At 27.5% G+C, this 25,583-nt stretch carries 25 protein-coding genes; 18 read left to right on the top strand and 7 right to left on the bottom strand.

Annotated elements, in window-relative coordinates; all coding sequences use genetic code 4:
- Positions 1–268 precede the first annotated feature (268 nt).
- The 14 genes from ACFEL5_RS03175 (at position 269) to ACFEL5_RS03110 (ending at position 13,491) form a co-directional block, all read left to right on the top strand.
- Positions 269–598 (top strand): hypothetical protein, encoded by a 330-nt coding sequence (locus ACFEL5_RS03175; protein WP_375315673.1) that lies wholly within the window; start codon positions 269–271, stop codon positions 596–598.
- Between the two features lie 4 nt (positions 599–602).
- Positions 603–1,670 (top strand): hypothetical protein, encoded by a 1,068-nt coding sequence (locus ACFEL5_RS03170; protein WP_375315672.1) that lies wholly within the window; start codon positions 603–605, stop codon positions 1,668–1,670.
- Positions 1,671–1,694: 24 nt separating this feature from the next.
- Positions 1,695–1,988: a hypothetical protein gene (locus ACFEL5_RS03165; RefSeq protein ID WP_375315671.1), complete on the top strand. Its 294-nt coding sequence runs from the start codon at positions 1,695–1,697 to the stop codon at positions 1,986–1,988.
- Positions 1,989–2,410: 422 nt separating this feature from the next.
- Positions 2,411–3,181 (top strand): ParA family protein, encoded by a 771-nt coding sequence (locus tag ACFEL5_RS03160; protein WP_375315670.1) that lies wholly within the window; start codon positions 2,411–2,413, stop codon positions 3,179–3,181.
- A 2-nt stretch (positions 3,182–3,183) separates the two neighbouring features.
- The gene (locus tag ACFEL5_RS03155; protein ID WP_375315669.1) at positions 3,184–3,444 is read left to right on the top strand and encodes a hypothetical protein; all 261 of its coding nucleotides are present in this window, start codon (positions 3,184–3,186) and stop codon (positions 3,442–3,444) included.
- A 44-nt stretch (positions 3,445–3,488) separates the two neighbouring features.
- Positions 3,489–3,782, top strand: coding sequence for a hypothetical protein (locus tag ACFEL5_RS03150; protein WP_375315668.1), 294 nt, complete (start codon positions 3,489–3,491; stop codon positions 3,780–3,782).
- Between the two features lie 196 nt (positions 3,783–3,978).
- Positions 3,979–6,093: an adhesin gene (locus tag ACFEL5_RS03145; RefSeq protein ID WP_375315667.1), complete on the top strand. Its 2,115-nt coding sequence runs from the start codon at positions 3,979–3,981 to the stop codon at positions 6,091–6,093.
- Complete coding sequence (locus ACFEL5_RS03140; RefSeq protein ID WP_375315666.1) at positions 6,093–6,362, top strand: Mbov_0395 family pilin-like conjugal transfer protein; 270 nt, start codon at positions 6,093–6,095, stop codon at positions 6,360–6,362. Before ACFEL5_RS03145 ends, ACFEL5_RS03140 begins: the two co-directional genes overlap by 1 nt.
- A gap of 11 nt (positions 6,363–6,373) precedes the next feature.
- Positions 6,374–7,939, top strand: a complete 1,566-nt coding sequence (locus ACFEL5_RS03135) for an Mbov_0396 family ICE element transmembrane protein (protein ID WP_375315665.1) — start codon at positions 6,374–6,376, stop codon at positions 7,937–7,939.
- Positions 7,929–9,701, top strand: coding sequence for a hypothetical protein (locus tag ACFEL5_RS03130; RefSeq protein ID WP_375315664.1), 1,773 nt, complete (start codon positions 7,929–7,931; stop codon positions 9,699–9,701). Before ACFEL5_RS03135 ends, ACFEL5_RS03130 begins: the two co-directional genes overlap by 11 nt.
- 90 nt (positions 9,702–9,791) lie before the next feature.
- On the top strand, positions 9,792–10,736 hold the full coding sequence (locus ACFEL5_RS03125; RefSeq protein WP_338966716.1) for an IS30 family transposase: 945 nt from the start codon (positions 9,792–9,794) through the stop codon (positions 10,734–10,736).
- Positions 10,737–10,755: 19 nt separating this feature from the next.
- On the top strand, positions 10,756–11,535 hold the full coding sequence (locus tag ACFEL5_RS03120; RefSeq protein ID WP_375315663.1) for a hypothetical protein: 780 nt from the start codon (positions 10,756–10,758) through the stop codon (positions 11,533–11,535).
- 2 nt (positions 11,536–11,537) lie between these two features.
- Positions 11,538–11,876: a hypothetical protein gene (locus tag ACFEL5_RS03115; protein ID WP_375315662.1), complete on the top strand. Its 339-nt coding sequence runs from the start codon at positions 11,538–11,540 to the stop codon at positions 11,874–11,876.
- A gap of 229 nt (positions 11,877–12,105) precedes the next feature.
- Positions 12,106–13,491, top strand: coding sequence for a type IV secretion system DNA-binding domain-containing protein (locus tag ACFEL5_RS03110; protein ID WP_375315661.1), 1,386 nt, complete (start codon positions 12,106–12,108; stop codon positions 13,489–13,491).
- Positions 13,492–13,515: 24 nt separating this feature from the next.
- Here ACFEL5_RS03110 and ACFEL5_RS03105 read toward each other — a convergent pair whose 3' ends face one another.
- The 3 genes from ACFEL5_RS03105 to ACFEL5_RS03095 all read right to left on the bottom strand — a co-directional run bounded on the left by ACFEL5_RS03105 (position 13,516) and on the right by ACFEL5_RS03095 (position 18,762).
- Complete coding sequence (locus tag ACFEL5_RS03105) at positions 13,516–13,680, bottom strand: hypothetical protein (protein ID WP_375315660.1); 165 nt, start codon at positions 13,678–13,680, stop codon at positions 13,516–13,518.
- A gap of 125 nt (positions 13,681–13,805) precedes the next feature.
- Positions 13,806–15,287, bottom strand: coding sequence for a ribosome-inactivating family protein (locus ACFEL5_RS03100; RefSeq protein WP_375315659.1), 1,482 nt, complete (start codon positions 15,285–15,287; stop codon positions 13,806–13,808).
- A 37-nt stretch (positions 15,288–15,324) separates the two neighbouring features.
- Complete coding sequence (locus ACFEL5_RS03095; protein ID WP_375315658.1) at positions 15,325–18,762, bottom strand: hypothetical protein; 3,438 nt, start codon at positions 18,760–18,762, stop codon at positions 15,325–15,327.
- A gap of 443 nt (positions 18,763–19,205) precedes the next feature.
- Between ACFEL5_RS03095 and ACFEL5_RS03090 the strand changes: the two genes are divergently transcribed.
- Together ACFEL5_RS03090 and ACFEL5_RS03085 are read left to right on the top strand one after the other, a co-directional pair.
- Positions 19,206–19,826 carry a hypothetical protein gene (locus ACFEL5_RS03090; protein WP_375315657.1) on the top strand — a complete coding sequence of 207 codons (621 nt, stop codon included), beginning with the start codon at positions 19,206–19,208 and terminating at the stop codon, positions 19,824–19,826.
- Positions 19,827–20,013: 187 nt separating this feature from the next.
- The gene (locus tag ACFEL5_RS03085) at positions 20,014–20,958 is read left to right on the top strand and encodes an IS30 family transposase (RefSeq protein WP_338966716.1); all 945 of its coding nucleotides are present in this window, start codon (positions 20,014–20,016) and stop codon (positions 20,956–20,958) included.
- Positions 20,959–20,970: 12 nt separating this feature from the next.
- Here ACFEL5_RS03085 and ACFEL5_RS03080 read toward each other — a convergent pair whose 3' ends face one another.
- Both ACFEL5_RS03080 and ACFEL5_RS03075 read right to left on the bottom strand, forming a co-directional pair.
- Complete coding sequence (locus tag ACFEL5_RS03080) at positions 20,971–21,627, bottom strand: hypothetical protein (protein ID WP_375315656.1); 657 nt, start codon at positions 21,625–21,627, stop codon at positions 20,971–20,973.
- Between the two features lie 445 nt (positions 21,628–22,072).
- Positions 22,073–22,228, bottom strand: a complete 156-nt coding sequence (locus tag ACFEL5_RS03075; protein WP_375315420.1) for a hypothetical protein — start codon at positions 22,226–22,228, stop codon at positions 22,073–22,075.
- 288 nt (positions 22,229–22,516) lie between these two features.
- On the opposite strand from ACFEL5_RS03075, the gene deoD reads away from it, so the two are divergent.
- Both deoD and ACFEL5_RS03065 read left to right on the top strand, forming a co-directional pair.
- The gene (gene deoD, locus ACFEL5_RS03070) at positions 22,517–23,242 is read left to right on the top strand and encodes a purine-nucleoside phosphorylase (RefSeq protein WP_342263304.1); all 726 of its coding nucleotides are present in this window, start codon (positions 22,517–22,519) and stop codon (positions 23,240–23,242) included.
- Between the two features lie 41 nt (positions 23,243–23,283).
- Positions 23,284–24,108: a hypothetical protein gene (locus ACFEL5_RS03065; RefSeq protein WP_338968843.1), complete on the top strand. Its 825-nt coding sequence runs from the start codon at positions 23,284–23,286 to the stop codon at positions 24,106–24,108.
- A 36-nt stretch (positions 24,109–24,144) separates the two neighbouring features.
- On the opposite strand, the gene tsaD is transcribed toward ACFEL5_RS03065, so the two are convergent.
- Positions 24,145–25,113: a tRNA (adenosine(37)-N6)-threonylcarbamoyltransferase complex transferase subunit TsaD gene (gene tsaD / locus ACFEL5_RS03060; protein ID WP_342189956.1), complete on the bottom strand. Its 969-nt coding sequence runs from the start codon at positions 25,111–25,113 to the stop codon at positions 24,145–24,147.
- Positions 25,114–25,123: 10 nt separating this feature from the next.
- Positions 25,124–25,462 carry a hypothetical protein gene (locus tag ACFEL5_RS03055; protein ID WP_375315763.1) on the bottom strand — a complete coding sequence of 113 codons (339 nt, stop codon included), beginning with the start codon at positions 25,460–25,462 and terminating at the stop codon, positions 25,124–25,126.
- Between the last annotated feature and the right edge of the window lie 121 nt (positions 25,463–25,583).

Genomic DNA, 25,583 nt, shown 5'->3' with positions numbered 1-25,583 from the left:
AAAATAGACCAACATACAAGAAAAAACATTTATTATCTTTCTCATAAGGGAAATTCTTTTGTTGGTCGTGAGCATAAAAAATCAATTAAGATAAGTTGCTATGAACTACAGCACCAAGATATATTAGACTTGGTACATAACTATAACATTTTATGCCGACTAAACTATAAAATTCATTTTTATCTTTGTATTTATCTAACATTTGTATTTCATCTAAAAAATAATTATCAAAATAGTAGATAAAATTAAAGGTTATGTACCAAGTCTATTGATTAAATGACTTGTCGCCCAAGACGACATCGAACATTATCTAACAGAACGCGAGCTCAAAATGGAAAACGGTAATCTCAACGCTTACCCCGACTTAATTGTTTATAAAAATGATGGGTCAATTCAATTAGTGGAATTTGAGCGAACAAGAAAAACACCAGAGCGGTTTAGAAAAAAACTTGATGGTCTTCGCAAATACTATAAAGATAACTACCAAGTCCATTGAGTTACTCCAACGCAAACGCTCGCTAGTTGAATTGAAACACAAATCAATAACTATGCTTGGCAAGAACTAAATACCTACGAGATCTGAAACAACAAGGAATAAAAAAATGAAAAAAGACAAGAAAAAAACAAAATTAATTTATGTTAGTACATTTTTAATTTTATTAATACTGTTTCCTTTAATCAGTTTTAGTTTGTATTTATTATACTTTGTTTTTTTCATTCCAAAATTAATTTCACAACCAAACCCTTCGGATAAAAACAATATCAATTTAATAAATAAAATATATAAACCAAACCCGTTTTTATTTCAAGATAGAGGATATAAAGGAACATGAGCTTACAATAAAGATGATAAATATTATCGATATAATCAAAATGATTATCATGGAACTTATAATAATTTAAAAAAAACAGAACAAAATTTAACTAATGCTTTTTTAAGTACAGCAGATAATAAAAATTTATCTTTTTATAAACAAAAAATATTTAACTCTCTTGAAGAATTATTTGTTTTCTTACACCCGGGTGTAAGAAAATCTTTAAAAGAACTAATAAATAATAGTAATATTTGCCAAAAATACCAAAACAACTTAAAACATCTCATTTTATTATTTTACAATTTTGTTGCCAATGTCTTAGATAAAAAATCTGCTGATAATATTTTATTTGCAATAATAATTAATAAAAATCTTAGTTCATTTGGTATAACAACAAAAAATAATAGAACTATTCAAATATCCCAATTTTCATTAGAATGTATTTATGAAAAAACCATAAATAATGAATGAAAAAGGGGTGGGAAATCAACTAATAATTTTTTTCATACTTTAATTCATGAATTAGGGCATATAATACATTATTATTATGAATTTAATAATATTGATATTGTTTTTCACCTAAAAGAATTTTTAAAAAGTAAAATTATTAATTTTAATAATTTAGATATCGATATAGAAAAAATTTTTAAATCTTTTGCTTTTAGTAGCTATTCTTTAGTTAGTAATTATGAATTTATAGCTGAAGGATTTACATATTGATTTTTAACAACCGATGATTTAAAAACAAAAGCATGAGAACTATGACAAGAATATTTTACAAATTATTTAATAAAAGTTAAAAATCAACATTTAAAAAACAATAAAGTTAAAGATAGTATTTTAGATATTATTTAAAATAACATTAATTGGAGGTAAAAAATGTATACTTGTGAAAAATGTAATAAAAAATATCAAACCGAAGCACTGCCGCATTTTTTAGAAATTTATTTTTGTGATGATTGTTTTGTAAAGGGGCAAGGAGGAAAAATACAAGAACAAATAATGTTAATGGGTGATAATTTAGACCAAACAACATTGCAAGAAAAAATAAACGAAATTTATAGCAACCACAATAAAAACGCTTTAAAATTTTTAGAAAAAAACAAAGAAAAAAACAAAGAAAAAAACAAAGAATTAATTAAAAAGGTAAAAAAAATAACAAAAAGTAAATAATAAAGTTTGGGAGTTGAAATATTGTGACAAAAGACATATATTAAGAAATTGTTTGTCAGTAGTATTATTATATTCCGTTTTCGGAACGCCAACTTGCGATTTTACACTAGTTAGTAGTTTTTTTATATGCATCAATTTAAACCAAATAATGTTAATTAGTCCCATACTTTAAAACCCTTATAAAATAAGGGTTTTTTTATTATGTAATGAAAATAATCGGTTGTAACGCGCCGAAAGTTATTTTCACAGGGAACAAAAAAGGGCTCTGGTTCTATAAGTGTTTAATTTTATTAAATATGTATACTAATAAGTATAATAATACATAAATAAGTATTTACATACTTATAATTTTAAGTATAATAATACATAAATGAGTATAATAAAATGTATTTTAATACTTATCAGAAAGGAAGTGTGAAAGAATGAAAATTATTACAGTAGGAGCGTTAAAGGGTGGCGTTGGTAAAACGAATTTTACTTTTAACTTAGCAGGTTATTTATCTATAAAAGAAAATAAGAAAATATTATTGATTGACCTTGACCCGCAAGGAAATTTAACTCAGTGTCTTCAATTGGATGTATTTGAGTCACTAGCTATGAATATGTTTATAAATCAGGGAAAAAATATCAAAGAATTAATTTTAAAAACTGAAATTAATAATTTGGATATAGTACCAACTAATATCGGAATGTCAAGTTTAGAAGTAAAGTTATTTAATGAAATATCTAGAGAAACTAAACTTATGAAATATATTAATAAAAACAAAGATTATTTATCAAATAAATATGATTATATTTTAATTGATACAAACCCAAGTTTAAATATTACTAATATTAATGCTTATGCAGTAGCTGATAGTATTATATTAGTTTCAGATAACTCGGTTCATTCATTAAGAGCTTTAGATATAGTAGGAAATATGTGAGAACAAATTTCACTAGATTTAGAAATTGATAATAATATTAAAGCTGTAATATTAAATAATTTTGACACATTTTCAATTTCAAAAGATTTTATTAAAGAAATAAAAGAAAGCAACTTGAAAACAATTACAATACCACAAGAAATTAGAAAAAAACAAGTTTTTAAAGCAAGCGAAATAACAGGAATCCCTGTTATAAAAATTTTAAAAAAAGATGAAAACCCTTATTTTAATATTGTGGATGAATTAGAACAAAAAGGAGTTTTATAGTTATGGAAGAACGAAAAAGTATATTTTCTCAAAGCAAAATAGGAACAATAAGTAAAGATGTGTCCGGTACTTTATTGAATAAAAACAAATCTTTTGAAAAAGAAGAAATAAAAGATAATAAAATAAAAATTAATAAAGGGGGTAAAAAACAACATGTTAATTTAACATTATTACCTGAAAAATACCAAAAAGTAAAAAAAATAGCTTTAGAAAATAAATTATCAATCTCAGCTTTATTCGAACAATTAATTGACCAGTTATAAATATAAAATAACCATGAAAAAGAAGAAAAAAGATAACTTATGTATTGTTCCGTTATTGTGAAGAAAATATATTAATTCCTGCTCTTAATTGTCCTTTTTGTTCAGAACACTTAACAAAATATGATGATGATTTTATATTAAGATATAAAATTTCCAAAGAATTATTAGATGTTTTAAAAACGAATGAAGAATTCAAGGCCGAATTTGCTAAAGATATTATTATTGATTTTATTGATGAAGAAATGAGAAATTATATAAAAAAACCACACCAATTTATTTGGTGTGGTAAAATAATAGCAGTAATTAGTTTGTTCTTCTTACTCATTAAAATTGTATAAAGTGATACTAAGTTATTTAGGGATAACTTAGTATCGTGGAAACACTAGCGGCTAACTAGCGTTTCCACAGACAATTTTAACATATTTTATAGGGGTAATTTTCGGTACTCTTGTAAAATATGTTAGAAATTGACTTGTGGGAATAACGCTAAAGCGTTATTCCCTTTTTTTATTAAAAGAAAGGAAACAAATAAATATGAAAAAATTACTTGGTTTATTAACTATAACTACGCTGGCAGCTAGCACTACCGCTCCATTGCTAGCCAACACAACACTAGAAAGAGTTAAACGAGCTACAAAAAACCCCAGTCAATGTGGTGAAAGTTGTAATTTAGGGTTTTCTAGTTTAAAAAAAACTAAATTAATTCATCATGGTGATTATTGATTAGATATAAGCGAAAGTGGTTTTACCTGACCTAGTGATATTAAACTTGAATATCCTAATAGATTTCGTTTGTTTGGTTATAAAAACTGAACTTCTGCATTTAATTTTTATAAAGACAACGGAACATTACAATCTTTTAATACTCCTGGTAGTGGATTTAAAACAGATATTTATACTATATTAGAAATTGTTAATGTAAAAATTATAATTGGATTAGTGAATAAATTACATGATTCTAAGCATTATATAACTTCTTTCTCGGCGGAAATGCCTCCCTTTCCGTCGTTAGATTGAACAAAACAACAAAGTCAGTTTAATCTAATTGATAGTAGCAAGACAAAAATTTGAACTCGTCCTGACTCGGTTGTTGTTGATGGGGAGTTAAATATTGCCATTACTAATCCGAACATTGATAAGGTTGTTTTTGATAATGTCCTACAAGGTCAAACAAATAAACAATGAAAAATTAATGTTAAACCCGAAACTAGTGAAAAAGACCACCAATTACAAGTGTTTTTTACTTTGGATGGAAAACAATATACGAGTGAAATTATGGTGTCAATGTTGGCAAAAATAGAACCAGCCACAACGCCAATAAAAAAACAGTTAAGCACGTTAATTAAAAGACCTGATTTAGGAAATATCATTGATAACAACGATGACACTATTTTATTGGCAGCAAACAAAACAAATAATAATATTATTGATGATTTTACGCAACTGAAAATAGCGACAAAAACAGATACCGAAGCAACTTTAATCGCGAAAGCAGATAGTAAAAGTTATGGTGGGTCAGTCGTAGTTAAGTATAATGTTGTACCAACAACAATCGTTGATTCAAAGATTGATTTACAATCAACGACAAGCGACGCAAATGTTGATAGTGATTATTTAGCGCAACTTGATAAAAGTAACATCACAAACCCAGTTAATACATTCTACTATGCCAGTAGTGAAAGTACCATCACAATGATAAAACCAACTCTAAGCAGTGTGATAAATGGGGTGGTATATGGCTGCGATGACAAGTGAGAAAAAAACGGGCAACAAGAAAACATTGATATAACCAAGGGCATTAAACTTGACGGGAGTCAACTTGGTGCGGTTCGCGGAAAATATTTAATTGAGTTAAAAAACGAATTAGGACACATTAATAACATTTATTTACAAATTGCAGCAGATAAAGAGATAAAAAAGTATTGAAATACCGATAATGGGAAAAACTTTGAACAATGGGCCGAAGATAACGGATATAAAAATATCCGTGGTTCTAGTGCTGATCAACTAAATAATTTGTTTTTGTTATCGAAAATCTGAAAACAGAGTTTAGCACATTTAAAACTGCAATTAGATAACTTTGTTGTTGATCACATTAAAAATGTTACCCAAGATGAAATTAATACCTATAAAATCAAACTGCTAGCTAGGGTAAAAACACAAGTTGAAAAATATATGCCCGATGTTGCAGAAAATACCGACTATAAAATTCTTGCTGATAACCTTGTTGCGGGCGATTGAACTACTAGCAAAGATGTCATAGTTCAAGCAGTCGAGGGTAGTCCAAAAGTTTTGAGTTTTACCGCGGCAACAATTCCAATACAAGCAAAAGACCACATAGGGCACCCAGGCCCAAACACAGGACAAACCACGACATCTGATAATAACGATGGCGATAGTAAACTGTGAATTATTGGCGTTGTCGTTGGTGTCTTGGCGGGGTTTTGAACAGCATATTTGTTATTCAAAAGATTTGTATTTAATAAATATATCTTGCCAAAAATTTATGCGCGTCGTCAGCAAAAAGTAGTTGAACAGTGAAAACGTGACGACCGTGAAGAAGCCGAAGAACTAGCACGCAAACAAACTAAACGCCAACAGAAACAAAACAACAAAAATGATAACAATCAAGAAGAAGAAGATGAATAATGGTTAATTTATTGGCAACAAGTGGCATCAATGATTTACTTAACAAAATTTTAGATATAACAATGCCCGTGTTAATTGCTGGCGCGGTCGTTTCGGCAATTATTATGATTGGGGTTTATGCCATTGGTGGTAAGTTTAACGCTGATAGTAATAACCGTAAAGAAACAATTAAAAAAGTGATGTGGGTTTTAATCTGTTTATTGATTGTTATCCTTGCTAGTGCGATTGTGTTGGCATTTAAAGATACTATCGCCCCAATTACAATTTAGGTGGTGAAATTATGTTATTTTGAAAACGAAAACAAGATAATTTAGCGGTTGTAAAATCAAAAAAACCAATATTAAAACAAGGTTTAGAGCGATTTGTGGCATTTTATTTTAAAAAAATATTTACAATAATGGCAATTGTAATGATACCATTGTTAATTATTGCTTGCATTGTAATTGCGATATTATTGGCGATATTATGGTTTTTACCTAATACTGGAACCTCAAATAACATTCAAACATTTTTTTCTAATACTTTGAATGTTGAGACAATGCAAGCAACTGGTGGATCAAACATAATGGGCAATATTATCGGGTGAGCAATAGATAGTTTTTGTGCTATTTTGTATCTTGTTTTTATAACCCCCGTTGTTTGGTTGTTAGGTGGGATGCAAGATGTTGTGTATTTTATTGGTGGGGGGGCATTAAGCGAGCGATTATTTAGCATGGATAATATTGGAACGATATATTGATTGTTGTTCGGGATTGCAATGGCTATGTTTATTGTCATTATTGGTACTAAAGCGATTTCGTGAATGTATAATAATCGCCGTCACGAAATGAAACAAGCAATTACAAATATGTTGATTATCATTATTGCCATTCCATTAATCCCAACATTATTTATTATGGCAAACACAATTATGACGATGGTTGTTAAATTGTTTTTGCAAAATGCCCTCGTTGATACTAATAATATTGCCTTAGCAATTTTTAATAGTAGTTTTATGAATGGGGTTCATAATTTAGATTATATTCCAGTGTCGTGGACATTTTCGGATAGTGGGAATTTTAGTTATATTATTTGTTTGATATCGGAGGGGTTTATGGTTTATATTATGTTTACTGTTTGCATGTTCTTATTTTGACGGGTAATTGAATTATTTATCTTATTGTGTTACTCACCCGTGGTGGTTGTGATGAGTGTTGCCGACCAAGGGCAACAGTTTCGTAATTGAAAAGATATGGTTTTAGGGCGCTTTATTAGTTATGCCTTTATGTTTATCACTTACAATATTTTTATTATGGGTATTGCGGTTTTGGGACAAGTGGCAACATTTATGCCGAACGCTTTATCGCAACCAATCTTTATTTTGCTTGGTATCTTTGCCTTTGGTTTTGCTGTTGCAAAATCACCACAAATTATCACGAGTTTAATTGGTGGTAATACCGCGATGAGTGATAGTGTCGGTAATTTAATGTCTTTCGGGATGGCAACTAACCTCGCTAAAATTGGTGGTAAATTTGCGTGAAAATCAGGTAAATTTGCTGCTCGCAATGCTGTTGGAAAACCAATCGGTGTAACACGAGGAATAACTAGCGCAATCAAAAGTGGAACCTCATTTAAAGAGGCAACAGCAGGAACTTTATTTGGTGGCTTTAATCCCAATACCGGGGGAATTTCGGGTGCATTTGCGGATCAAACAATGAAAACAAAAGATAAAGTTATGACAAATATAAGTGATTATCAAACATTCAAAGAACAATGAAAAAACAATAAAGTTAAAGATAGTATTTTAGAGCAAGCAAGCAAACAAACAGCAAAGAAAAATAAAGGAAATAAAAAAAATGGAAAATAACCCAAAAATAATCACTAAAAAAGCAAGTCGGGTGCGATTTACTGTCTCAAATATTTTAGGCGGTATTGGATTACCAGAACTTTTTATCATTTTTGTCGCTGTTGTTTTAATAACTTTATCTTTGACTTTGCTTGCAAAAATATCTTTGTTCGCAGGAATTATTACAACTCTTATGGTTGCTATTTTGACTATCTTTTTCATCTCACCGAATAAAAACGGTGATAAATTATATTATGTGCTTTTTATTGCTGTTGGTTTTTTATTTAAGTCTAAAAAACATAACATAGAAAATAACAACAAAGTTCAAATTATTAAAAACCGTGTGGTATTTTATAACGGCAAACAAGTGCTGATTTATAAAATCAATGCTGTTGATTTAACATTGTCAACGCAAGAAGAACGCAATGCCCCAATTTATGATTTTTCAAATTATATGCGAGCATTAAATTTTGATTTGGAAATTATCAAAATTGATAGCAATTTGAATTTTGAAAAAAATAAACACTATCTTACAAGGACTTTAAAACAAGATAATTTAAAAAATTCCCAAAAACAGCAATTAAATAATTTTTTGTCGATGTCTGAATACTTGGAAAACCAAGATTTAAAATTAGAACAAAATTATTATTTAATTGTTTTTATAAATAACAATGATAAAAAAATTGAGTTATCATTGTTATCTTATAATCAAAATCTTTCGTTCACTTTGCCAACAAGTAAAGAAATTGAGAAAATTATTGATAAAAAAATTATCCCAACAAATAGTCTAGTTTCAACCTTAGCAACAACCATTAAAGAAACCGCAAAGTATTTAAAGCTGGCAAATAATAAATTTGTCAGTTATCTTTCTGTTAATCAGTTTCCATTGACTGTTAATGATATGTGGTTAAGTAATTTTAGTGAGATAGAAAATGTGAATATTTCTATTCGTGTGTGCCATTTAGATAATATGACGGCCTTTAAATTACTTGATAGAGCTATTTTAAGGGCTCAAGATCAAGAAACCAAAAAAGCAAGCGAAGATATTGAATATAACTTATATTTGCAAAATTTTAATGAATTACTACAACTTATTCAAGTTGGTGGAGAAACCTTGAAAATGGTTTCGATTATTTTTACTTGCTTTGCCGATAGCAAAAAAGATTTAGACCAAGTTGTTGCAAATTTAAAAAATGAAATGATAAGAAATCGTTTCACTATTAACGATTTAACATTTCGCCAATTTACAGCTTATAAATGTTTGTTGTTTAATAACAATGACAAATTAAAAAATATCGAACAAGAAATGGCAACGATTACTCTTGCGAGCGCTTGACCGTTTCCAAACAAACCCCTTAATGACCCTCAAGGACTAATAATGGGTGAGAACGAGCAAATACAACCGTTAATCTTTGATATTAAAACCAAATCATCAACAAGAGCTAGTCACAATGCTTTTATTGTTGGACAAATGGGGTTTGGAAAAACTTTTAATGTTAAAAAACAACTTAACTGATTATATTGTAATAACACAAAAATTTATATTATTGACCCACAACGCGAATATGGCGGGCTTGCCAATTATCACGGTGGCGAAATTATCGAATTTGGTAATAACCCAAAAGCAAAAATAAACCCCCTAGAAATTTTTACCGATAATTTTTCGGAACATATTTCGTTGCTTGAACAATGGTTTAAAAATTTGTATCGTGATTTAACAAATATTGACCTGGCTAAATTACAAGAATATATTATTCAGTTATATGCTGAATTATACTTGTAAGTGCAAGTAAATAAAATTGCAAAAGATTTCATATAAAAATTTCATGATGCTAAGTTTATTTTAGAAAAAGTAAATTTAAGGAGTTTTTATATGGGATACAAACATCTTGGCATAGATGAAAGAATTTATATTGAGAATCAATTGAAATTTAAAGTAAAAATTAGTGAAATAGCTAAAAATCTTAATCGAAGTATTAGTACTATTAATCGAGAAGTTAATAGAAATAAAGATAATAATCATTATTTTTCATTAATTGCACAAAATAAAGCAGAAAATAGAAAACAATTGCATGTTTATTTTCATAAATTTAAAAATAGAGAATTAGTAAAATATGTACAACAAAAATTATTATTAGGTTGATCGCCTGAACAAATTTATGGCAGAATTAAAAATTTTCATCAAGAATGAATTATTAGTTTTAAAACAATTTACAATTGAATTTATTCTGGATTACTTGAAAAGGTTACTAGTAAAAATTTAAGAAGAAAAGGTAAGAAACGAAAATCTCAAGAAAATCGGGGTAAATTTAATGGTAAATCCATTAAAGAACGAAATGTTAATAATCGCATAACTCTTGGCCATTGAGAAGGTGATACTGTAGTATCATCACGAGGTAAAAGTAAATCATGTTTAATAACTTTAGTTGAAAGAACATCAAGATTTACTTTAGCAATATTAGTTGAAAATAGAACTACTAAAGTTATTAACAAAAATATTAGTCATTATTTATCAATTCTTCCAAATAATCTTGTTAAGACTATAACATTTGATAGGGGTAAAGAATTTGCTAATTGACAACAACTTGAAAAAAATTTAAATGTGAAAATTTATTTTGCTGATGCATATTCACCTTGACAAAGAGGTACTAATGAAAATACTAATGGTTTAATTAGAGAAAAATTTCCTAAAAAATTTAATTTTTCAAACACTACTAAAAATGCAGTTCATAAATTTATATTGTCTTTAAACCAAAGACCAAGAAAAATACTAAATTATCTTTCGCCAATCGAATATTTGGTTAGAAAAATAATTTAGTTGCACTTAACTTTACAATTTGGCATATAAAAACTTTAATATTACTGCTGATACAAATTTGGGCCAGTTAAATAAAAAAGATTATCCGATTTTAGCTGATTTATATAACTTGATTAATAAAAAAGAACAAAATACTTTGTTAGAAAAAATACTGTGAAAATTAACCAAAGGAGTAGACGGGATATTATTTAATGGCGTTAGCACCTTAGAAATTAAAAGCGATTTTATTGTTTTTGATATTTATAATATGGCAAAATCAAAAACTATTGCCAATGCTCAAATGTATCTGCTACTGGCGTTGCTTGATCGTATAATGAAAAAAAATAAAGAAGAAAACATGAATTTACCGTCCGACCAACAGAGTTGAATTTGTATTGCGGTAGATGAAGCCCATTTGTTAATTAACGAAGATAACATGCTGGCCCTTAATTATTTGTTTACTTTGTCGAAAACTTGCCGAAAATTTAACGGAATATTATATATCTTAACGCAAAGTATTGGGGACTTTACCCAACACGGCGAAGAGGTTAAACGCCAAGCACGGGGAATAATTGAACAATGTACTTATCAATTTATTCATCATTTGAACTCGATTGGGTTGCAAAACTACACTGAATTACTAACTGATAATAATATGATCAATGAGTATGAAAGAAATGTTATTTTAACTCCTAAAAAGGGGTTGTGCTTGTTTAGCATCAATGATACGCGTTATATTTTACAAGTTGTGGCAACAAGCGAAGAAATCAAAGCTATTGGCACCAATGAAGATATCAATAACTTAGGAAAGGAAAAATAAATATGGAACAAAAACATAATGAATGAGTAACGGTTAATATTATGGCCCGAAGAAAACTCAAACGCGAAACTGACAAATCCAATTTATTTTCTATCCCTGAGCATAAAGGGTTGTCGGTGTGAATTAGTAAAAAGTGTATTCACGGTTCGCGGAGCGGTAAATCGTTGGCCGTTAGCATAAAAGCCAATGATGAATATAATATTTGATTATATGACAATGATGCTAAAATACATATCAAAAGCGAAATTTGACAAGGACAGCAATTAATTAATATGTATCAAAAAGAATGAAACAAAACAATTGAAGCAATTAAAATTCACAAAGAATCGTTGAACGAATAAAATCGTTTATACGGCGTTGAGATATGATATCTTATTCATTAAAATAACGCGTTGCGCGTTACAACCGATTATTTTTATTAAAAGAAAGGCGACGCTTTAAATGTGAAAAAAATTAATAAACTGGCGAGATAAAAATATTAGTAATAAAATTATTTATTGAATTATTTTTATTTTAGTAATTCCATTTATCCTTTTATGTCTGATAAATTGTGCTTCGGCAATAATTATTATGTTTTTAAAATATCATACATTAGATTTTAAAAATTTTAATCTTGGTTATATCGATAAATATAGTTGGATAATATCGCTTGTTGTTTTTATTATAGGTACTTTGTTTTTCTTTTGGTTTTATGCAAGTCATAAAATAGATAATATGGATAATCCTAAAACAAAACAACAAAAAACAGACAAAGCAATTAATAAAGAATTTAAAACATTACAATATAAAATGCTTGCCCTTGATAAGAGTTATGGCATTCCAAAAAACAATTTAACTCAACACACTTTATTAGTCGGGACAACCGGAAGCGGTAAAACAACAACTTTAATGTTTTTAGTAAAACAACTAACTAAATTATTTAAACAAACAACTATTATCATTGACGGTAAGGGGGACATTGATTTAATTAAGCAAGTTAAACAACTAGACCACAACGCTTTTATTTGAGAAATTGGCGGCGAAACTGAATATAATCCTTTTTCAAATAAAGATAATGTTATTTTAGCGGATAAAATAATGTCCTTGTTTGATTTTACTGAACCTTTTTACCGGGACAAAGCACAACATTTTTTATTAATATTATTAGATACTATGTTAATAAATAATATTGATATTACTTTAAAAAATATCATTGAATACTTTAATATTGAAAAATTATTAAAGTTAGTTGGTGTTAAAAGCGTTAATTATGATATGCTTAGCAATAATTTTTCCGAAAAAGAAATATCCGGGATGTTAAGCAAACTTGATATTACTAATATGCAATTAAGCAAAGCCCTCGGCAACCGCAACAATCTATTAGACTTGATTAGTAATCATAAAACGATATTGTTTAGTATAAATTCGTTGATGTATCCCAAACTAGCGGGGGTGGTTGGTAAAATTATTATCCAAGACTTAAAAGAATTAACCACTTTAAAACCAGTTAATCAAAAAATCAATGTTGTTTTAGATGAGTTTAATGTCTTTGCTAGTGAAACCATTATCAACTTGATAAATAAATCGCGTAGTTTTAATTATCAATGTTTTTTATCGTTTCAAGTAACAGATGACTTATCAACAGATAATAAAAAACTTTTAAATACAATATTTGGAAATGTAGCAAATATAATTGCCCATAAAGTAAGTGATGTCGAAAGTCCTGAATACCTTGCCAAGGTTTTTGGTACGCAAGAAACCGAGAAACTAACTCGCCAAATTGACTTTAAAAATAACACTGCTGATATGGGTTCGGTACGAGTAGTGGATGAATTTATTGTTCATCCCAACGACCTTAAAACCCTTAAAATTGGCGAATGCTATTTTAAAACCACCCTTCCGGATGGTCAATTATGTATTAAAAAAATTCAGGTCAATCCCACTTGTTTAGAATTGTTAATTCACCAATTAAAATAAGCCAAATTGTAAAGTTAAGTGCAACTAAATTATTTTTCTAACCAAATATTCGATTGGTGAAAGATAATTTAGTATTTTTCTTGGTCTTTGGTTTAAAGACAATATAAATTTATGAACTGCATTTTTATTAGTATTTGAAAAATTTAATTTTTTAGAAAATTTTTCTTCTTTTGTATATTCTTTTCTCAATAAATTAAATTAAAAGAACATCTCCAATAAAGTTTTATCACACAGGTTTTTTTCTTATGTGTTTATTTTATTATAGATGTTCAAATTTAGGTATATTTTTAATTATAAAGAGTTTTTGATAAAAATTAAGATTTTTTGTTAAAAGTTACAGTAACTTCATTTTCTGGTGTTCTAATTGTGGCTTTTGTTGAAGTAATATTTTCAACCCGAACTTTTTTAATATCTAAATCTATTTTTTCTCCTTTTTGATAATTACTAGTACTTGCTACTGCTACTTCCGTGTCTTTATATTCGCCGATGAATATTTCGTTTCCCACCGCTTTTATATGTGTTTGTGCCTTTACAAGCGTTGTTGTTTTTGGAACTATAGATAAATGAGGATTGTTAACTAATATTGCTTCTTTAATTTGTGGAATACTTGGTTGATTTTGTTGATCAGTATTGATTGCGCCTAAGTTTCTATGTGGTATAAATTTATTTAATTCAGAACTTTTAGAACTTAGAATAGCAATATCATCTATCTCTTTTTGTTGTTTTTGTACTTTTTGTGTTGGAGATAACTCATTGTTGTTGGAAATTTCGTCGTTTAATTGCATTGAGCCGTTGCCTATTTTTGTTTTAATATAGTTTCCACTATTATCATCTCACTTTGTTAATTTATTTTCGTAATGTCCTCAATTAATAGTTTGTGGATGATCGTCACTAGAGTGTAACACTCTTGCAACATCATTACGAACCGAAAAAAAGCGCATTGATTCAGAAGTAACAAATATTGTTGTTAATAAACTATCTTTTAATCCTTTTTTATTGTCATCATTAACACTAGCTAGTTTATCAATTGATTCGTTAATATAATTTTTAGAAATTATTAACTCATGATTTCCTATTCGTTGATAACTACCATCATAACCAAGACATTTCGATTCAATTCCTTCAATTTTAGTAATAACATTATCCGTCTCTTTTTCTTTTTGAAAGTGTCAATATGTTTTTTTACCATTTGCATCATTAACAATAAATCCATCCATATATAAATTATTATTTGGATTTAAAATCGCGGTAACTTCTTGGCCATCATGATTTTTTAAAGGAAGTTCTAAAATTGCTTTTGAAGGATTTTGATTTAGGGCATATATTCTATTTCCTGTACGTTGATTTATTCCATAGACACGAAAAACATTATTATTTGCTTTGTCTTTTGTTATTTTTGTCTTACTGTGACTTGTTGTTTGGGTCGGGGGTTGTGACCTACCAGAATTATTATCAATATAGTCTCTAATACTTCTTGAGTAATTTCTTTTATTTAAAATAATATTATTTCTGTTTGTAGATGCCGGTGTTGGCGTTCTTCGGCTGTTTTGTGTTGATGATTTTGTTTTTGTCTGATTGATACTTGTTGTTTGTATTGCTGTTCTTTTTGTGCCATTTGGCGTTCTTCCTGTTGTTGCGTTGTGGTTTGTTCTTCCTTGAGTTAAAGAAGAACTATTTTGTTCATTTCTGTTTGAACTTCTATTTGTACTTGTTTCAGAAGGACTAGCGGCAATAACCATCGGTATTGCCGTTCCACTAATTGTTAAGACACTCAATAAATTTAGCAGTTTTTTCATATTTTTATTTCCTTTCTGTAATTGTTATTATTTATAATTAATAGTTTTCTAGTGGTTGATTTCTTCCTTTTACTATTTCTGCGTTATATCCTTTTTTAATAGAAAATTCTATTTTTCCATTAAAAAAAATTGAATTTCCATCTTCATAAACAGTTATTTCTTCAGGCAATGTGCCATACTTTATTAATTTTTGCATTAGTTGTCCAATTGAGATATCAAAATGCACTGTTTCATTATTTTTAGTCAAAATATCAAATTGGATATTTCCATAAATATCTTGTTCCAAATTTAAAGTAGTTTGAAATTTTATTTCCTCAAGTGTTGCTGTAATAATTCTTGATGAATTTGCTGCGACTGTGACTTTTTGTGAAGGGAAAGTCATGACACTTGACGTTCTATCTACTTTTTCACCACTAATATCTAAATTAACATTTTTTGATAGGCTAATACTTTGCGAAGAACTTTTTGAAGTTGACGAACCATTACTTTCTGAAGAACTTTTTGAAGTTGACGAACCGTCACTTTCTGAAGAACTTTTTGAAGTTGACGAACCATTACTTTCTGAAGAACTTTTTGAAGTTGACGAACCGTCACTTTCTGAAGAACCATATTCTCCGCGTGCACCCCCTGAAGCACCTATTCCCAAAAATTTACCGCCTATTTCCACATTTCATCCATGTGATTGATTTTTAGTTTGAGAAGAACTACTTTCTTGTGCTTGTGAATTTTGTTTAATATCACTATTTTCTAAAATATTAGATAATGTAATAGAAGTGTTATTTTCTTTTACTTGATTTGAAGTGTAAGAAAAACTACTTTCTTGTGATTCTGAATTTCCAATTTCTAAATTTTCTATTCTAATTATTCCTGTTGTTATTCTATATCTTGTTTCTGTTGAAAATTCATAAGAACATTGGGGGGTATTAAAATCTGATTCATTATCATCATCATTTTTCATTATTGTTCGAATAAAACAAATTCCTTTAGATTGCTTTTCAAATGAAAATTTAGGAGTAATTTGCTGTTTTAATTGAACATTTGAATATTGTAAATTATTTGAATTAATATTTTTAATTTCTTTAAAAATTAAATTAGGGTTATCATCTCGAAATTTGAAAAAAATTGCTTTTTTAATCAATTCATTTAAATCAATAATTTTATTTTGCTGATTATTTATTGTATAGTAAATTCTCTTTTCACCAAAATATTTAGAACTATCTTTTTTTTCTTTTATTATAGCAGAAATATTAGTTTTTTCAACTACTTCTAATTGTGAAATATCTAAATCAGGATTTAAATAATTTAATTCATTTAAAATTACTTTATCACTATTATCAATAACATTTAAATTAAGATTTGTAATTACAGTAGATAAATTTTGTATAGCTGTAAAAGTAACTTTTTGATATCCCTGGTATTTATTTGAATTATAACGTGGTGAGCCCTCAATATCGGCTGACGTATCTGTAATGTTACTAAAGCCAACTTCAGTTACATCTAAACTGGGATTAAGTTTTTTGACAGCATCTTTTATAGTAGAAACACCATTATCATTTAAGGCCCCTAAATTAAGGTTTGTAATTACAGTAGATAAATCTTTTCTAACTGTAAAAGTAACTTTTTGATATCCCTGGTATTTATTTGAATTATAACGTGGTGAGCCCTCAATATCGGCTGACGTATCTGTTATTGCACTAACATCTACTTCACTAGCATCTAAAATAGAATTTTTAGCTTTAACTGCATTTAAAATTGCATCTTTGTTGTTATCATTTAAGGCCCCTAAATTAAGGTTTGTAATTACAGTAAATAAATCTTTTCTAACTGTAAAAAAAACTTTTTTATCTCCCTGATATTTATTTGAATTATAACGTGGTGAGCCCTCAATATCGGCTGACGTATCTGTAATGTTACTAAAGCCAACTTCAGTTACATCTAAACTGGGATTAAGTTTTTTGACAGCATCTTTTATAGTAGAAACACTATTATCATTTAAGACCCCTAAATTAAGGTTTGTAATTACAGTAGATAAATCTTTTCTAACTGTAAAAGTAACTTTTTGATATCCCTGATATTTATTTGAATTATAACGTGGTGAGCCCTCAATATCGGCTGACGTATCTGTTATTGCACTAACATCTACTTCACTAGCATCTAAAATAGAATTTTTAGCTTTAACTGCATTTAAAATTGCATCTTTGTTGTTATCATTTAAGGCCCCTAAATTAAGGTTTGTAATTACAGTAGATAAATCTTTTCTAACTGTAAAAGTAACTTTTTTATCTCCCTGATATTTATTTGAATTATAACGTGGTGAGCCCTCAATATCGGCTGACGTATCTGTAATGTTACTAAAGCCAACTTCAGTTACATCTAAACTGGGATTAAGTTTTTTGACAGCATCTTTTATAGTAGAAACACCATTATCATTTAAGGCCCCTAAATTAAGGTTTGTAATTACAGTAGATAAATCTTTTCTAACTGTAAAAAAAACTTTTTTATCTCCCTGATATTTATTTGAATTATAACGTGACCAACCCTCAATATCGGCTGACGTATCTGTAATGTTACTAAAGCCAACTTCAGTTACATCTAAACTGGGATTAAGTTTTTTGACAGCATCTTTTATAGTAGAAACACCATTATCATTTAAGGCCCCTAAATTAAGGTTTGTAATTACAGTAGATAAATCTTTTCTAACTGTAAAAAAAACTGCTTTTCAACTTCCAAGTTGGTATTCTTTTAATCCTTTATGTTTGCTAACTCATATTTTGGCCCAAGAATCATTTTTTACAAAAACATATAATTTATCAATAAGTAAATCGGGATTTTTTTCTTTTAGTGCATTTAAAATTGTTTCATCATCTTCATTATTTAATGCGCCTAATTGTATATTAACAATTGCATCATTTAAATCTTCTCCCCCATTATTTTCTTTGTTTACATGGGCTCCTCAAAAATCGTCATTATTTTCTCAATATTTATCTCGATTTGTTCTTATTATTAAACCCTCGTAAATACTAATTTTATTTAAAAAAACTTCATCAATCTCTGAAAATCTTTGATATATAACAGAAGCAATAATTTCAATATCTTCATTAAGAAAATCATCCCGACTTCTATCATCTCCGGATGAATTTATTTTTTTAAATTCATTCTTTAATAAAGCATATACAAAATTATAAAGAGAGGTTCTTGTTCTTTTATTATACTCAGACCTTATTTTTTCTCAATTTCTATGGCTTATTTTTACATATAAGCGGTTATTACATAAAAAACAATAGTGATTTTCAATAAAATTATTATTTCCTCTTTTAACTCTACTTAAATTTTCTAAATTACTTGTTTGCGAATAATTAATTTCGTTATCTACTATTTTATTTTCTGGCGCTTTTTCTGAGGCATTAGCTAAAATTATTGGTGTTATGCTCGACAAGCTTGTAATTGTCGTTAACATAGCGAGTAATTTTTTCATATTAATTCAAATCCTTTTCGTTAATTTTTGCTAATTAATAAAATTTACAACACCTTTTCCTTTCTCCAAAAAATAATCTACAGTCTCTTTGCCTTGGAATTTAATTATAAACAATTAAATAAAAATTTATATCATTTTTTCAAGATATTGAATACTAGTTCTAAAAAACATTTATCTTTATTTAAAGAATAACTGTGTTTCCATAAACTTTATAAAATAAAGCAAATAAATAAATTTATTGTAAAAATTAATGTTATAATAAGCATAATTAAATAAAAAGAAAAATGATGACTACACCATCATTCTTCCTAATTAGATTATAACATAGGTAGAATGAAAAAAAAATCATTCTACCTATTTTTTTATTTAACTAAGTAAAAAGAAGCAATAATAATTAATCGCCCCAATCGGGTGTTAAAAACACAGAAAGGAGCATATAGATTATGCAAACAGCAATCTTACAAAATAAATCAGAAGCCTTCAATCAATTAAATTCCTTAAAAGATATTTCAAATTTTTTTACGCCAAAAAAATGTGTGAATAAAAAATTTACTGAGGATAGTGTTCAAGTCCGCGTTTTTGAGTACTATATTTCCGTCCCGAAGAAATTTTGTCATTTAGATAAAAATAAACAAAATTATTTAATTGGGATTATCCCCAATTATGTTTATAACTGTTATGACGCCCAAAAAAACTGACGCGAAAAAATTAGTGGGCGTGAATTAATTAAAAAATATAACTTAAAAGGCTTCCACTTTTTAACAGTGGAAAACCAACGCTTTAAAAATATGCAACAAACCAACCCTTTTTTAATACAATTTAAAAATGCACAAGAGAGTATGGAATGACATCGAGAACAAGTGGCCAAAGAGCAGGAACAATTAAAAACATTTTTATTATCTCGTAAAAAAAATACAGACACCGGAGTATCGGAAGATGAAATCGCGAATGTCAATAATAATCATGTAACAACACCATATCAATCACCCAAACATCAAGAACGGCAACAGGAACTTGATATCAAAAAAGTATTCGATGCATTGTACAATGCATCGAATACTTAAAAATAAATCCTTTTAAAGACACACCGCTTTAGGAAAGCAAAAGTGTCTAACTAAATAATACCATAGTTTTTTTAAAAAAGCTGAATTATACTTGTAAGTGCAAGTAAATAAAATTGCAAAAGATTTCATATAAAAATTTCATGATGCTAAGTTTATTTTAGAAAAAGTAAATTTAAGGAGTTTTTATATGGGATACAAACATCTTGGCATAGATGAAAGAATTTATATTGAGAATCAATTGAAATTTAAAGTAAAAATTAGTGAAATAGCTAAAAATCTTAATCGAAGTATTAGTACTATTAATCGAGAAGTTAATAGAAATAAAGATAATAATCATTATTTTTCATTAATTGCACAAAATAAAGCAGAAAATAGAAAACAATTACATGTTTATTTTCATAAATTTAAAAATAGAGAATTAGTAAAATATGTACAACAAAAATTATTATTAGGTTGATCGCCTGAACAAATTTATGGCAGAATTAAAAATTTTCATCAAGAATGAATTATTAGTTTTAAAACAATTTACAATTGAATTTATTCTGGATTACTTGAAAAGGTTACTAGTAAAAATTTAAGAAGAAAAGGTAAGAAACGAAAATCTCAAGAAAATCGGGGTAAATTTAATGGTAAATCCATTAAAGAACGAAATGTTAATAATCGCATAACTCTTGGCCATTGAGAAGGTGATACTGTAGTATCATCACGAGGTAAAAGTAAATCATGTTTAATAACTTTAGTTGAAAGAACATCAAGATTTACTTTAGCAATATTAGTTGAAAATAGAACTACTAAAGTTATTAACAAAAATATTAGTCATTATTTATCAATTCTTCCAAATAATCTTGTTAAGACTATAACATTTGATAGGGGTAAAGAATTTGCTAATTGACAACAACTTGAAAAAAATTTAAATGTGAAAATTTATTTTGCTGATGCATATTCACCTTGACAAAGAGGTACTAATGAAAATACTAATGGTTTAATTAGAGAAAAATTTCCTAAAAAATTTAATTTTTCAAACACTACTAAAAATGCAGTTCATAAATTTATATTGTCTTTAAACCAAAGACCAAGAAAAATACTAAATTATCTTTCGCCAATCGAATATTTGGTTAGAAAAATAATTTAGTTGCACTTAACTTTACAATTTGGCAAAATTAAAATTTATTTGATAAGAACTTTCACCTTTATTAAAACCATTAATAATTCTTTTATCTTCAACAAAGAAATAAGAACGAAAAATCATATTCTTACTATTTTCGATTGTTGAACCAAAGTTAATTAAATACTGTTTGGGATAAAAAGTAATTAATGAGCGATAGAAAAACCCCATTTGTAAAACATTTTTAGGAATTTCTTGCATTCCTTTATAACTTAATCCTACATAAGTAGAAGCATCCATATCAAAACTCGCATAAAAGAATTGTGTAAAAAAACCACCTAAAACTTTATAAATTTTATCAAATAAACTGAAATAATATTCACTTGTCAAATCCTTTAAATAAAAAAACATAAAATCTTTAAAATCAGTCTTTAATTTGTCATCATAGCGTAAAAAATGAAAGGTATTACCATAATAATTAATTTGTCCAAAAAAGGTATTAATAAAATCTTCGGTTCAACCATCTAATCAAATAAACTTAATTAATTGTTTATCATTCAAATAAAGAGTAACCATCCCCAAAGAAATTTCAATTCTAAAAACATCACTAAAACTAGAAAATTCCAAGCTATCAAAAAAATATAACGAATTTTTAGGTTCAAAACTACGAATTAAAGTAAATTTTGTAGAAACCATATACATATGACAAGATTTTGTTTTCTACAAACTTTTAGGGGGTGTTTTCTTTTGGCAGTAATATTTTGTATTGAATGCGACAGCGAAAGCTATGTCATTGGTAATAAAAATACAGTTGGAATCTGTAATTCTTGCGATGAAAAGGGTTTTTAAATTTTGAAAGGAAAGATAAATTATAAAAGACTTGGTACATAACTATAACATTTTATGCCGACTAAACTATAAAATTCATTTTTATCTTTGTATTTATCTAACATTTGTATTTCATCTAAAAAATAATTATCAAAATAGTAGATAAAATTAAAGGTTATGTACCAAGTCTAAAATATGTCGCTGGTGTTTACATCTATTTAGTGATAAACGATATTTGCATGTTGCTTGTGAGAAAAAATTTATTAATCATATTAAAAAAATTTTAAAAGCCAAATTGTAAAGTTAAGTGCAACTAAATTATTTTTCTAACCAAATATTCGATTGGCGAAAGATAATTTAGTATTTTTCTTGGTCTTTGGTTTAAAGACAATAGACTTGGTACATAACTATAACATTTTATGCCGACTAAACTATAAAATTCATTTTTATCTTTGTATTTATCTAACATTTGTATTTCATCTAAAAAATAATTATCAAAATAGTAGATAAAATTAAAGGTTATGTACCAAGTCTTGTGTAAAAATTCAATAATATGATAAAATGGTAATGAATAAAAATGACAATAACAAGAAAGGTAGGGTTAGTTTAGTAATTAAATAATATAATTAGCTGATTGTTTTACTTCTTCAAAGCAATACCTAAGAAAACTAAACGCGACCGTTAGTCTTTGATAAGTAATTATTAATATTAAAAAGTGGTATAATAACGATATTAAAATATAAAGAGGAGTAAAAGAATGACACCACATATTAGTGCTAAAAAAGAGGACATTGCCCCAATAGTTTTAATGCCCGGAGATCCAATTAGAGCAAAATATATTGCAACAAATTATTTGCAAGATGTGCAATTAGTAAATAGTGTTCGTAATATGTTAATGTATACAGGAATATATCAAGGGAAAAGAATAACTATTGCTGGTAGTGGTATGGGTTGTCCTTCAATTGGCATTTACTCATATGAATTATTTAAATTTTATGATGTTGATGTAATTATTAGAATTGGAAGTGCAGGTGCATATGACGAAAAGTTAAAACTGTATGATGTTATTAATGTAAGTTCGGTGTATGGTGAAAATAATTATGCTAAAATTGTTGGTGCAACAAATGGTGATATTATTGAAGCCAATCCTAATATTTATGAATTAATTAAAAAAACAGCAAGTGATAAAAATATTAACATCATATCTGGAAGGGTACATTGTTCTGATGTTTTTTATCGTAAAAATTTTGAAGAATATAAAAGATTTTTAAGTGAAAAACAAACTATTGCTGTAGAAATGGAAACTTTTGCGTTATTTGCTAATGCAAAAGTGTTAAATAAGCAAGCAGGATGTATTTTAACTGTATCTGATTCGTTAGTAACAAAAGAGGCTACTACGAGTGAAGAGCGCGAACAATCATTTGATAAGATGATGATGTTAGCTTTAAAAACAGCAGTTAATTTTTATAAACAAGATGTTTAAAGAAAAAGGGAAATTTTTATAAAGAGGGGTTTCTCAAACTAATGGATAAAAATAGTATTGATAGTTTTTTAATTTTAGTTAAAACCAATGTTTCTATTGATCAAGTTGTTAAGCCTTTTGTTAAAACAATAGATAAACAAACTTTGCATAAAATTAAATGACTTTATATTTCAGAACATAAAATTAATGATGAATCTTATTTAACTATTGCTTTAAATGAGTTTACTTTTAATATTATTAAAAAGTTAAAAAAGTGTGATTGAATTTTAGTTCATAAATATATTTTAAAAGATAAATTTCATAATGAAAATTATAAGGTTGTTAGTTGTGAAATGGGATTTTATAAATATAAATTAATTAATACGGTATATCATTGTCATCGTATTGATGAACAAACTTCAATTGATAGTAATTTATGAAAAGTATTAAGTGAAAAAAAGCAACAAATTTTGCTTGAATTTTTAATTGCTTTACGAAAAAAAAGAAAAATAGATTTTTTAATTTTAAATGATATTTTTAGTAGTACAACAGAAAAGGAAATTGCTAATCAAGTTTGTGAACAGGCTAATAGTTATAAGAAGCATTATCAGTTATTACGAATTGGGCAAGATATTATTGCTTGCTTAGGGCGATTAAAAAATATTATTGATTTTTATATTGAGGATGGTAGTATTAATTTTGCTTTGAAAGATAATGAAATTATTAATCAAAAAGTATTAAATGAATTAGAAATTGTTAAAAAAACAAAAACTAGCGCTAAAAATCTTACAAGTCTTTTTATAAATCATGATATGGAAGCGCTTTATCAAATAATGAAAAAGATTATTCGTGATAATCCGTGTTCGTTGTATGTAAGTTCAGGTTAATAGATAATAAAAATCATTCTCATATGAGAATGATTTTTATTTTTTCTTTTTAGAAGTTTCTTTTAAGCGATTATTAATTATTTGTCAAGTTAATCTTGCAATCATCGCAGCATTATCAGTACAGTATTCATTATTAGGAATAATAACTGTGGTATTTTTTGTTGCTAAGTTTTCAACCTTAGTTCGTAAAACACTGTTAGCAGCAACGCCACCGACTACTGTTATCATTTTTGGATGATATTTTTTCATTGCCATTGTTAATTTTTTAATTAAAATATTAGTTGCTTGTTCTTGAAAAGAACAAGCAATATCTTCTTTTCTAAATTCTAATTGGCGAACATTTAATTTTTTAATTAAATTTGCTACTGCAGATTTTAAACCACTAAATGAAAAGTCAAAACTGTTATCATTTTTTCCTAATGGCAGTTCAAAAATATTTTGTCCTTTTTTTGCTATTTTATCAATTATTGGTCCACCTGGATATTCAAGTTCTAATAATCTTGCTACTTTATCATAAGCTTCACCGACAGCATCATCATAAGTTTCTCCTAAAATATGAAAATCAAGATGTTTTTTCATTAAAACTAATTGCGTGTGGCCACCGGATACTACTAAGGTTATTAAGGGAAACTTAAATTCATTATTAATGGCAGCGCTATAAATATGACCTTCAATATGATTACAAGCAATAAGTGGTTTTTTTAACATTAATGATATTGTTTGAGCGCAAACTTTACCGATATGAAGTGAACCACTTAATCCCGGATGGTCAGTATAACCGATGTAGTCAATATCATGATATTGGATTTGTGCTTGTTTAATGGCTTCTTTTAAAACATAACTAATTTTAGAAATATGAAGTCTTGAAGCAATTTCAGGAACAACCCCACCATATTGTTGATGATTAGCTATTTGTGAAAAAATAATATTGCTTTTAACTTTTTTATCTTTATATATTGCTATTGCTGTTTCATCACAACTTGTTTCAATAGCTAAGATGGTCATATTTTTCTCCTTAATTAATAACAATAATTGAGTTACCTATTTCGTTAATATTGGGTAATGATTTATTGTTTGTAATAAATATATCACATTCCTTTAAATTGGCGTATTTAATAAAACCAATTGTGTTAATACTATCATTTTCAGCAATAATAATTTTAGTATTAGAAGCACTTAATACTTTTTGTTTCAGTTGTGCTTCTTCTTCATTTTTAGCATATAAATCATAAGTATTAGAAATATTCTTAATATTAAGAATGCATTTACTGAATTTGACATTTTCTAAATTTGCTAAGCTATGGCTTCCTACTAAAACTTTACTTTCAGCTAAATAGCGACCACCAATTAAAATAGTATCTAAAATATTTTTATTATTAATTGCTTGTTTAAAAATTTCAATAGACTTGGTACATAACCTTTAATTTTATCTACTATTTTGATAATTATTTTTTAGATGAAATACAAATGTTAGA

The organism is Spiroplasma endosymbiont of Tipula paludosa, from assembly GCF_964264785.1.
In the GTDB taxonomy this organism is placed as follows: domain Bacteria; phylum Bacillota_I; class Bacilli_A; order Mycoplasmatales; family Nriv7; genus Nriv7.
This window is presented reverse-complemented; position numbering and strand designations above follow the sequence as displayed.